Origin of the sequence: Paraburkholderia sp. JHI869 (assembly GCF_038900775.1) — a bacterium.
In the GTDB taxonomy this organism is placed as follows: Bacteria; Pseudomonadota; Gammaproteobacteria; order Burkholderiales; family Burkholderiaceae; genus Paraburkholderia.
Genome location: NZ_JAYMSC010000004.1, coordinates 210,905 through 223,429, shown reverse-complemented (window position 1 = coordinate 223,429; position 12,525 = coordinate 210,905). Strand labels below are relative to the sequence as shown.

Below are 12,525 nucleotides of genomic sequence, written 5' to 3'. Positions count from 1 at the left end.
GTGGCGCATCGAGATCATGACCCTTCAAGGGCGTTTTCCTGTTCGCTGTGCGCGGTTGCGGCGAAGCGGTCGAGCAGTTGCTTGCCCATGACCGTCGCGCCGGCCGTGCGGAACATCTGGTTGTGCATGCCGGGAACCTCGGTGACGACCAGCTTGCCGCTGACCACTTCACCCCAGCCCATGTCGCGCGCGAACAGGCGGCCCTTGAGCACCTGACCGCTGCGAAAGATCTGGACGTTGCCGTCATACGGCTTCGGACGATAACGCACCTGCTGCTCGCGCAGATAGCCGATATTGCGGCCATACCAGAGGTTGTCGTCGATCATGTTGTTCGCGCTGTCGTTCTTAAGGAAGCCGAACTTCACGGCAAGCTGGGTGAGCCGAAGCCAGCGCACGGTCCGAAACTGCTGGAGGAACGCAATCATGGACATCTCGCCACGCTTTGCGAGGCGGTAGTCGCGCGGGATGTCGTCCATGCGCACCTGGAATTTGCGCAACAGGCGATCGTACCAGGGCATCGTTTCGCGATACCCCGGGCACCAGGAGTCGGTGAGGACGACGAGTTCCACCGTTTCGCCTTCGCGGCGCAACTGGTGGGCCGCTTCGAGCGCCATCGCACCCAGCACGCAGTAGCCCATGAGGATATAGGGGCCGCTCGGCTGGATCAGTCTGATGAGTCGCACGGCGTCCGCAGCGAGATCCTCGAAAGCGCGCAACGGGAAGTTGGGCTGAGGCGTCTTCGGCACCATCGGAACATCGACGATGGGCCGCTCGTCGCCGACCTGTTTGGCCAGCTCATAGAGGACCGCGATGTTGTTGAGCACGATGACGGGCGTTTGCGAACCCTCCTCGTTGAAGCGCACGATGTTGTGCGCCTTCGCCTCGAGCTCCGCCCGGCTGAGGAAACCGCTGACGCCCACGCCGCCCGCGACTGGGGCGGTGTCGTTGCCGTGTGCAGGTGCGAGCGTGCGTTGCGGCGTGACTTCGGCGGTTTCGAGCACCGCGCGCCAGTTGGCCAGATGCCGGTCGATCGTCGCGATGTCGTAGAGGTCCGTGTCGCCCTCACAGGAGATGCGCCAGCCTTCCGGGCGCCGCACCATGAAGAAGTTGAGGTCGTAGAGCGCGCCCGCGTTGAAGGAGGGCGAAGTCGTCGCGGCGAAGTCCTGGCGGCGCACCTCGTCGCCCATGCCGACGAAGCTTTGCTGCAGGGCGAAGTTGACCGAGCAGAGCGGCGGCCGATTCATATCGGACACCTCGCCCGCCATTTCCATCATCTCTTCGAACGGCAGATGAAGATGTTCGATGGCGTCGCTCAGCTTGGCGCCGCACTGCGCGGTGACATCGGCGAGCGTGCTGCCCTGGTTCACATCGAGGCGCAGGATCACCGTGTTGATGAGCGGCCCGATTACGCCTTCGAGTTCCTGCTGATCGCGCACCGACATCTGCGTGCCCATGGCGACTTTGGTCTGGCCGGTCGTCTTCTGGAGCGACATCGCGAGGCCCGCGGCCGCCACGCTGAAGAGCGTCACGCCTTGCGCCTTGGCGGCCGCGATCAGACGCTCGCTCATCTCCGCCGGCAGCAGGATGGAGCGAATGACGCCCTGGAAGCGTTGCGCCGGCGGCCGGGGACGATCGCCTGACACGTCGAAGCGGCTGAAGCCCCGAAGCTCCTCGCGCCAATGGACGCGAGCGCCGTCGATCGCCGCGCTGGCCAGGAACTCGCCCTTCCATAGCGCGTAGTCGCCATGGTGAAGGTCGACATCGGGGTAATCGGGATCGCGGCCCGCGTGCAGCGCGGCGAGTCCTTCCACGAGTTCACGCACGAGGATCGCGAAGGACCAGCCGTCCATCACGAGCGAATGGAAAGTCAGCTGCAACTCGCCTTGCGTGCTCGACCTTGGCAACCACACGGCCCGGAAGAAGGACGCGCACGACAAGTCGAAGGGCGTGCGCGCCTGCTCCTGACCCACGCGCTGGGCCTCGGCCAGCGCGGCCTGTTCGTCCAGACCGCCGAGATCCACCACGGCGAGCCGGAAGGGCGCGCGGCTCCAGACCTGCTGGCGCAGGCCCGCACCCGTCATCAGGAAACCCGTGCGCAAAATCTCGTGGCGCGCGACCAGTTCGCCGAGCACCTGTTCGATGCTCGCAGCGTCGAGCGGCCCCGACAATTGCAGCCGGAAGGCGATGTTGAGCGCAGAGGCCTTCGGCGACGCCTTCTGCTCGTGCCAGTAGCGTACCTGGCAGGCGGTCGCCGGGAAGAGGACGTGGCCCGCTTCGACCTCCTGCACAGGCGCGATATTCAAGGCTATCCCGTTCATCGCTCAGGCTCCTTCAGCAATCCTGCGCTTGAAGTTGAGGATCGACGGCCGCGCAACGGGAGGAGCCTCAACCAGCTCTTCAGCCACTGCGCCATCGAGGCTTGCGGCCAGTTGCTCGATCGTGACGTTCTTCATGAGTTGACGCGCATCTACGCCCAGCCCGCGTTCGTTCATCCGCGCGACGATGCGGAAGAGTTGCAGGCTGTCCGCGCCGAGGCTGAAGAACTTCTGGTCGATGCCGATCTGCTGCAGGCCGAGCACCTCGCCCCAGATCGCGGCGATGGTGGTCTGCGTCGGCGTCATGGCCACGGGTTCAGCCGCAGCGGCGATGATCTCCGCCGGTTTGCTCGCCTCCGGTTCGATGGCCGCGGGTTCGACCGGCGCCGGCGCTTGCGGCACGACCTTGAGCGCGGCGTGCGGCTGGCGCACCGGAACGGCCACCATGTCCGCAGTCGGCACAGGCAGCGCCTTGCGGTCGAGCTTGCCGTTGCTGGTCTGCGGCAGGGCTTCGAGCGTCATCCACAGCGTCGGCACCATGTAGGACGGCAGTTGCCCGGCGACGTGCGCCGCCACCGCGCTCTGGTCGGCCTTCTCGGAGCCCGCTGCGACCACGTAGCCCACGAGGCGCGGGCTGTCGCTCACGAGATGCAGGGCGACGGCGGCTGCGGCAACGCCGGGCGCCTTGCGCAGGGTGGCCTCGATATCCTCGATCTCGATGCGGAAGCCGCGCAGCTTGATCTGCTGGTCGCGACGGCCCAGATGCTGGAGCGAGCCGTTGGCGAGGCGCTTCGCAAGATCGCCCGTACGGTAGAGGCGGCGCGGTGCGGCGCCTTCGATGGCAACCGATTTGAACGCGGCATCGGTCAGGTCAGGGCGGTTGAAATAGCCCCTTGCGAGGCCTTCGCCGCCAATCCACAGTTCGCCGCTCACGCCTTCCGGCGCCAGATGCAGGTCGTCGGTCAGCACGTGCAGGTCGGTATTGGCGAGCGGCGCGCCGATCACCACCGGTGCGTTCGCGACGACACGCGAGGCGGAGGACCAGATCGTCGTCTCGGTCGGGCCGTAGAGATTCCACACCTCCGCGCCCGTCGCGAGCAGGTCGTCGGCGAGGTCGCGCGGCAACGGCTCACCGCCGCACAGGATCTTGAAGCCCTTCGGCGCCTTGAAGCCCGCTTCGAGCAGCATGCGCCAGAGCGACGGCGTCGCCTGGAGAACGGTGGCGGCTTCTTCCTTCAGGCGCGTCACCAGCTCGAAGCCAGTGCGCACTTCCGCGTGCCCTGCGATGAAGGTCTGGCCACCTGCGATGAGCGGCAGGAACAGCTCGAGACCCGAGATATCGAAGGAGAACGTCGTCACCGCGACGATGCGGTCCCTGACCGTAAAGCCCGGCGCGTGCGCCATCGACAGCAGGAAGTTGCTCAGCGCGCGATGGCCGATCTCGACGCCCTTGGGCTGACCCGTCGAGCCCGACGTGAAGATGACGTACGCCGAATCCGCGTCGGTTACGACGGGCAGCGTCACGGTTTCGTCGTCGTCCTGCGCGAGGAGCGCCTCCACGTCCAGCATGCGATGCGCGCCCGGTTCCAGCACCGTGAGGCTTTCCTCATCGCTAAGGATCGCGGCGATGCCAGCGCCATCGAGAATCTGGCGCAGGCGTGCAGGCGGCATCGTCATGTCGAGCGGCACGTAGGCGCAGCCCGCTCGCCACACGCCGATCATGGCGGCCACGGTCATCGCACTGCGTTCCATCGCGATGGCGACGCGCGAGCCCGATGCGATACCCGCAGCGGTGAGCCGGCGGGCGATCTGGTTGGCGCGTGCATCGAGTTCGCCATAGGTCAGGCTCGACGAATCGTCCGACACGGCCGTCGTATCCGGGGCTTGCCAGGCTTGCGCGGCGATCAGCGCCGGCGTCGTCTGCGAGAGATCGTAGTCGAGCTGGGTAGCGTTCAGCTCGTCACGCAGATGGTGGATTTCGGCTTCGTTCAGCAGCGGCAGTGCTGCGACCGGCGTTTCGGCATCGCGTGCGATCGCGCTCAGCAAGGTTTCGTAGTAACCGAGCCAGCGCTGGATCGTCGTTTCGTCGTAGACGTCGGTGTTGAAGTCGCAATCGAGACGCAGACCCTGCGCCGATTCGATCACGTTCAGGAACAGATCGAAATTGCTATAGGCCTTCGCGTTCGGCGTGAAGTGCGTGGTCACGCCCGCCATGTCGAGTTCGCCGTCGACCTTTTCCAGGTTGAACTGCAGATCGGTCAGCGGCAGGCGGTTGAGATCGCGCTTGATGCCCAGATCGCGTACGAGCGCGCCGTAGGTGTAGTTTTGGCGGTCGCCTGCGTCGTAGACGTGATCGCGCACTGCCTTCATGTGCGTGGCGAAAGGCTTCTCGCGATCGAACTTCACGCGCAGCGGCAGGAAGTTGACGCAGTGGCCGACCAGCAGCGCCTCGCCGGCCTGGGACTGGCCAGCCATCGGTGCGGCGATCACCACGTCGTCATTGCCGGACAGACGGCCGAACAGCACCTGGGCCGCGCCGAACAGCGTGGCGAACAGCGAGCAGCCCTGTTTCGAGGAGGCCGTCTTGACCTGCTTGAGCAGGTCGGCGCCCAGATGGCGGGTCGTCGAAGCGCCGCTGAAGCTCTTGCGTTCCGGACGCGGGCGGTCACCGGGCAAATCGGGTTGTGGCGCCGGCTCGCGATGGACGTTCATCCAGAATTCGCGCGTTTCCTTCTCCACGCCGATCTCGTCCTGTGCCTTGGCGAAGGCGAGGAAGCTCTGCACTTCGTCGAGTTCCGGCTGCGTGCCCCAGACTTCTGCCGCGTAGAGGGCCGCCAGATCGCGCAGGATGATGTTGATCGACCATCCGTCGCAGACGATGTGATGGGCCGTGAACACGAACGCCCACTTCTGCGCTTCGAGGCGCACCAGTGCGGCGCGCGCGAGCGGGGCACGGGTGAGATCGAAGACCTCGCGCGCTTCCGCGTCGATGATGGCCTTCAGTTCGCCCGCCGGATCGGCGTGAGCGGAGAGGTCGATCGGCACCAGCGGAACCGTCGTCGCTGCATCCGCGAACATCGTGTCGCCGACGCGCGAGAAGTGCACGCGCAACGCATCGTGGCGCGCAACCGTCGCGGCGAAGGCGCGTTCGAACGCGGCCTCGTTCAACTTGCCGTTGAGTTCGAGCGTGAACGACTCATTGAACGCGAGCGAGGCTTCGTGCCCTTGCTGGGCCGACATCCAGATTTCCTTTTGCGGCTCGGTGAGCGCGGACTGCGTGAGCGGCGGTTCGACCGGCGCAAGCGCCGCGGCGTCCTGCGCGCTGCCGAGAATGCCAACACGCTGGAGCGCGTCGATGCTCGCGATGAAGGCGTCGCCGATCTTGCGGATGTCCTCGTCCGAATGGCTCGTCGTCAGGAAGCAGGGGAAGCCTTCCATAATATGAACGCCGAGGTAGCGCATATACGGATAGAAGAGGCTGCCGAGGCGATCTTCGCCCGCGAGATTCACGTAGAACCAGCTCGAGAAGGACTCAGCACGCGTGGCGATGCCGACCTTCTCCAGATGCGCGTTGACGCGCTGCACGAGCCCGGCCATGCGTTCGCCGAGCCCTTCCTGCAGCGCCGGGCCCGCTTCCTTGAGGTGCAGCAGGACGGCTTTCATCGCGGCCAGCACCACGGGGTGGCGCACGAACGTGCCTGCGAAGAACGTAGGCGGCACTTCGGGTACCGAAGCATCGCCGAATTGCCATTGACCGCCGTCGAGCGCGTCCATGTACTGCGTGGTGCCGGCGAGCACGCCAATCGGCAGGCCGCCGCCGACCACCTTGCCGTAGGTCGCCATGTCGCCCTGGATGCCCCACAGGCCTTGCATGCCGGCCGGATGGACGCGAAAGCCCGTCACGACCTCGTCGAAGATGAGGGCCGACTCATTGGCCGCCGTGACGTCGCGCAACTGCTGCACGAACTCCTTCGGACGCAGGTTGGGATGGCGCGACTGCACCGGCTCGATCAACACGGCGGCGATGTCGTCGATGTTGGCCTTGATCCACTCGAGGCTTTCGGGACGCGCGTAGGGCAGCACGACCATGTTGCCCACGGACGTCTGCGGAATTCCGGGAGCGAGCGGGAACGCACGCGGCACGCCTGCTTCGCTGCCCGGTTTCACGAGCACTTCGTCGAACTGGCCGTGATAGTCGCCATCGAAGCAGACGACCTTGTCCTTGCCGGTCACCGTGCGCGCGAGACGCATGGCCGCCATCACGGCTTCCGAGCCGGTATTGCAGAACGTGACGCGCTGATGGCCGGTCATCTCGGAGAACATCTGGGCGACTTCGCCCGCGAGCGGCGACTGCGGTCCGATAGCAAAGCCTTCCGCCAGTTGCGCATTGACCGCGGTGACCACGAAATCGGGCGTGTGGCCGAACGCGGTCTGGCCGTAGCCGTTGACCACGTCGATATATTCATTGCCATCCACGTCCCAGATCTTCGAGCCCTTCGAGCGCTGGGCGACGATCGGATAGACGAGTTCCTTCCATTCCTCGCGGAAGCCGCTGGCGGTGCGCGGATCGGCAAGCACGGCGCGGTAGGACTGCGTACGAGCCTTCGAGGTGGCGGTTTTTGCCGAGTAGCGCGCCGCGAGATCGGTGATGAACGCGCTCTGGGCGTCGGTCATCTGGGCCGAGTGCGCGGCGCCGGGCTTGTAGGCGGTAAAGCGCGACGGGCGGTTTTCCTCGAACTTGATTTCGGGGCCGGCGGAGTGCGCGGGTGCGGGCGCTGCCGCTGCGACGACCGGGGCGGCCACTACGGCTGCGGCTGCGGGCGCCGCGATTTGTGCCGCTGCGGGTTGCTGCACGGCCAGCGGCGCACCCTGGAGCACCTCGAGCTGACGCGCCATCACGGACTGCATCGCGGCGAGCTGGTCACGGATCACCGACTGGAGGTCGCCCGTGGCCGGTGCCATGATCGTCTGCACGGCCACAGGCGCGCCCGCCTGCACTGCCGCCACGGCGACAGGCGCGGCCGCTGCCTGAACCGCGACCGGCGCAGCAGCCGGTGCAGCAACGGGCGCGGCCTCAGCAGGCACTTCCGGATCAGGCGGCATGGCGCCATCGAGGAACTGCGCGAGGGCGGGCAGCGTCGGATAGTCGCTCATGATCTGCCGGAAGCTGATCGTCACGTCGTAGCGGCGGCGCAGTTGCCGGGACACTTGCCCCATGAACAGCGAGTCGTAACCGAGATCCCAGAAGGTCACGTCCGGATTGGACGTATCCGGTGCTTCGCCGGACATTTCGGCGAGCAGTGACGCCAGTTCGGCAATGAGACGCGGTTTGCGGTCGATTTGGACGGTTTGGGCCATGGCGGTCTGAGGAATATCGATTAGGGCTTCGGACGGGGCTTGTGCGGCAATCGCTGGGGCAACGGTCGTCGGCTGGCGTGAAGTAGCGGTTGCCGGGGCGTCAATCCAGTGCCGTTCCGGCTCGAAGGGATAGGTCGGTAGCGAAACGCGGCGGCCAGCTTCAGCACGCAGCGCCTTCCAGTTCGGCTTGACGCCGTTCAGCCACAGGCGCCCGGTCGCCTCGGCGAGGATGGCAAGCTCGCGCTCGCGCGTCGCGAAATCGGGCAGCGAGGCAATCGCACCTTGATGCCGGTCCTTGGGCAGGCCCTGCAGGACAAAGGTCGTAAGCGTGCGGCCGGGGCCGATTTCGAGCAGCAGCGGCTTGCCCTCAGCCGTGACCGTCGCCAGCGCGTCGCTAAAGCGCACGACATTGCGGCAATGGCTGGCCCAGTACTGACCCGAGACCGGCTGATCCATCGCCGCCCACTGCCCGGTCACGGAGGACACGTACGGGATCTTCGGCCTCGCGAAAGACAGGCTGTTCGCGACCTTGGCAAGATCGTCGACGACGCCGGACATCATCCGCGAGTGGAACGCATGCGAAGTGTGCAGGCGCCGATGCTCGATATCGCGCGCCTTGAGCGTGGCCTCGAATGCTTCGACGGCCGCGAACGGGCCCGCCACGACGCTGAGCGTCGGCGCATTGATCGCGGCGAGATCGACGTCGGCGGGCAGCATGGGGCTCAGTTCGGCCTCCGACAGGCGCACGACCAGCATCGCGCCCGGTTCGGCCGACTGCATGAGCGCGCCGCGTTGCGCAATGAGGCACAGCGCATCCTCGAAGGCGATTGCCTCAGCCACGCAGGCCGCGACCAGCTCGCCGACGCTATGGCCGATCATCGCCGCCGGCTTGATGCCGCGCGAAATCCACAACTGCGCGAGCGCGTATTCGACGAGGAAGAGCGCCGGCTGCGCGTAGATCGTCGAGCGGATCGGGTGCGGGGTGTCGTCGCCTTCCGGAGCTTCGCTCAACAGCATCGTCCGGATGTCGAGCCCGAGGTGCGGAGCCAGCGCCTCTGCGCCCTTGTCGATCCACTCGCGATAGACCGGCTCGGTGCGATAGAGCGCGGCTCCCATGCCCGGATACTGGGCACCTTGGCCCGGAAACATGAAGACGACTGCAGGCGCGGCCTGCGGAGCCTGTGCTTCGATCGCGCCTTTCTGGAGCTTGGCCTGTGCCTGCTCCACGCTATCGGCGACGACGACGGCGCGGTGCGCGAAATCGCGGCGGCCCGTTTGCAGCGTCGCTGCCACATCGGCTAGCGCGACCTCCGGGTGGCCCGCGAGATGCGTGGCGAGATTCGCCTTCGCGCGTTCGAGCGCCGCCGTGCTGCGGGCCGACAGCGGCAGGATCTGGAGTCCTTCGCTTTGCTCGCCCGAGGCGTTACGGCACGGTGCTTCCTCCAGCACCACGTGCACGTTCGTCCCGCCCACGCCGAGCGAACTCACACCGGCGCGGCGCGGCACCGGGCCGTCGTCCCACGGACGCGCAGCCACGTTGAAGAAGAACGGGCTGTTGGCGAGGTCGATGCCAGGGTTGGGTGAACGGAAATGCGTGAGCGGCGGCAGCGTGCGGTTGCGCAACGCGAGCGACGCGGCGATGAAGCCCGTCACGCCCGCGGCCGCGTCGAGGTGCCCCACGTTGGCCTTGGCCGAGCCGAGCGCGCAGAACTGGCCGCCCTCGGCGCCGCCCAGACGAAACGCCTGTACGAGGCCTGCGAATTCGATCGGATCGCCGAGCGGAGTCGCCGTACCATGGGCCTCGACATAGCCAATCGAGGCCGGATCGATGCCAGCCTCGGCGTGCGCGATGGCGATAGCGCGGGCCTGAGCGTCGACGCTCGGTGCGGTGAAGCCGACCTTGTCGGAGCCGTCGTTGTTGATGCCCACGCCGCGGATCACGGCATAGATCGGGTCTTCGTCGGCGATGGCGTCTTCGAGACGTTTGAGCAGGACCACGCCCGCGCCGCTGCCGAACACCGTGCCCTTCGCGTCGGCATCGAACGGACGGCACACGCCGTCGGGCGCGCCCATGCCGCCTTCTTCGTAGAAGTAACCGCGCTTTTGCGGGAAGGTGATCGAGACGCCGCCGGCCAGCGCCATGTCGCAACGTCCCGCCCGCAGGTTCTCGACGGCGAGGCTGATCGCGGTGAGCGACGTGGAGCATGCCGTCTGCACGGAGATGGCCGGCCCCGTGAGCCCGAGCTTGTAAGCGGTGCGGGTGGCGACGAAATCACCGGCGCCCACGAGCTTTTGATACTCGCCGATCTGGAACTGGCTCGTAAATTCGTCGATGACCCCGCGATCGGTCAGGATGTGCTTGAGGAAGTAGGTGTTCATCGACGTGCCGGCGAACACCCCGACGGCGCCGGCGATCGTCGCCGGGTCGTAGCCGGCATCTTCGAACGCTTCCCACGCAATCTGTAGGAAGAGCCGCTGCTGCGGGTCGGTTAGCGCCGACTCGCGCGCCAGCATGCCGAAAAAGCCCGCATCGAAGTGGTCGACGTCCGTGAGTATCGGACGTGCCTTGACGTAGCTCTTATCGCGGCGCAAGCCGTCTTCGAAGCTGTCTTCGAGTTCCGCCACGTCGAAATGCGTGATGCAGTCGCGCCCGGCGAGGATGTTGGCCCAGAGTTCGGAGACATTGCGCGCGCCCGGAAACCGTCCGGACATGCCCACGACTGCGATGGCTCCGCCTTGCGCGCCGCGGCGCTGGCGGATGACCTCTTTGCTTACTGCCGGGAGCGTCGTGCGCAGTTGCGCAGCCAGCGCCTCGACATTGGGGTGACGGAACAGATCCACCAGCGCGACCTTGGCCGCGACGTCGCGCGCGATGATCGCGTGCGCGCGCATCAGATCGAGCGAGCGCAAGCCCAGGTCAAAGAAGTTCGCGCGGCGATCGACGGGTTTGCCGAGGAGCGCTTCGAACACCGACGCGAGCTTGTCGGCAACATCATCGTCCACAGGCGAGGCCGTTGCCGATGTTTCGGATTGCGTATCGATCATCGCAAGCAGCGCTTTGCGATTGATCTTGCCGTTGGGCGTCAGCGGGAAATCCGGCAGCACACGCAGCTCCGACGGCATCATGTAGTCGGGCAGGGCGGACTTGAGATAAGCGCGGACTTCTTTCAGGAGGACGGCGGCGTCCGCGGCATCGGCTTTCACGAAGCCCGCGATCGCCTTGCCCATGCGGCCATCGAATGCCGCCACGGCCGCATCGGCCACGCCGGGCGCCACGCGCAACGCATGTTCGATTTCGTCGAGTTCGATGCGTTTGCCTGCAATCTTGATCTGGCGGTCGTTGCGGCCGAGGAATTCGATTGCGCCGTCCGCGCGGCGGCGCACGAGGTCGCCCGTGCGGTAGAGCTTGGCGCCGGGAGCGAAAACGTCGTCGACGAACTTTTCGGCCGTCATGTCGGGACGGTTCAGATAGCCCAGCGCGACGCCGTCACCGCCCGCGACCAGCTCACCGACTTCTCCATCGGCAACAGGCACGAGCTTGTCGTCCACGATGTAGGCGCTCGTGCCCGCGATGGCGTAGCCGATGGGAATGGCGTCGCCGTTGGCGAGCGCCTCGCCGTCGCGCGGAATGCGGTAGCAGCAGGTGAAGGTCGTGTTCTCGGTCGGGCCGTAGCCGTTGATGATCTGCAGGCCCGGATGGGCCTCCATGACCTTGCGAACGTGGACGGGGGACAGCACGTCCCCGCCCGTCAGCGCCTCCTTGATCGGAAGAAAGGCTTCCAGCCGATAGTCGGCGAGCGCATTGAAGAGGCCAGCCGTGAACCAGGCGCTGGTAACGCCAAGTCGCGCTATCTCGGACGCGATCGTGTCGAGAGAGGGCTGGACCTCGTTGATGATGGCGGCGCAGCCGCCGTTCAGGAGCGGTCCCCAGATCTCCAGCGTGCTCGCATCGAAGGCGAGCGGCGCGAGGTTGAGGAAGCGCGTGTGGGGCGAAAGCTCGGTGAAGGTCTGGCCCTGCACGAGGCGCAGGATCGCGCGCTGCGGCACGACCACGCCCTTGGGCTTGCCGGTCGAGCCGGAGGTGTACATGATGTACGCGGCGTCGTCACGACTGCAAGCGTGAAGCGGTGCGGGCTCGGCCGCCTCCGCCGCCGCCACGACATGCTCGAGATCGACCGAGACGCCGTTCATCTCGCCAACGCTGGCGAGCGCCGCCGCTTCAGCGACGATGAGCTTGGGCGCGCAATCGGCAACGATGAAATCGAGCTGCGCCTTGGGATAGGCGCGGTCCAGCGGCACGTAGACGGCGCCCAGCCGCAGGATCGCCAGCATCAAGGCCAGCGTGTCGCGGCTGCGCGAAACCATGATCGCGCAGCGTTCGCCCGGTTCCAGTCCCATTTCGTGCAGGACGGTCGCGAGCCGCGCCGAACGCTCGCCGAGGGCGGCGTAATCTTCCTCGCCCGTGGCGTCAATCACAGCAAGACGATTGCCGAACTCGGCACATATGGCATCGAAGCGCGCTGCCACGCCAGGCACACGATCGGTCCCGCCCGGCAAAACGCCTGAAAGTCCATCTCTGTGTGACATTTGCTACTCCCCCAACAATTTTGACTAAGGTCCGCTGCTGAACAAGGCCTGGAGGTGGGCTCGTGGCACTTGCGCAGAACGGCAGCCGGTCACGGGAAGCACAAGCGCCAGGCGGCTTTGCTCACCTGGCTCGTGTCCCAACTTTGAAATTTGCTGTAGGAGGAAGTTAATCTTCCGCGGGATGCCTATCCGTTCGCCGTCGCACACATGGTGTACTGCAACAACACATCGGACGCGCACGCTGGGGCCCACGGGGGCAGGGTAT

The 12,525-nt window shown here is 66.2% G+C and carries 2 protein-coding genes; both read right to left on the bottom strand.

Annotated features, from left to right (window positions below; genetic code table 11):
• Positions 1–14: 14 nt before the first annotated feature.
• Positions 15–2,318, bottom strand: a complete 2,304-nt coding sequence (locus tag VSR72_RS10020; RefSeq protein ID WP_342952220.1) for a condensation domain-containing protein — start codon at positions 2,316–2,318, stop codon at positions 15–17.
• 3 nt (positions 2,319–2,321) lie between these two features.
• Positions 2,322–12,260 carry an amino acid adenylation domain-containing protein gene (locus VSR72_RS10015; RefSeq protein ID WP_342952219.1) on the bottom strand — a complete coding sequence of 3,313 codons (9,939 nt, stop codon included), beginning with the start codon at positions 12,258–12,260 and terminating at the stop codon, positions 2,322–2,324.
• Positions 12,261–12,525 lie beyond the last annotated feature (265 nt).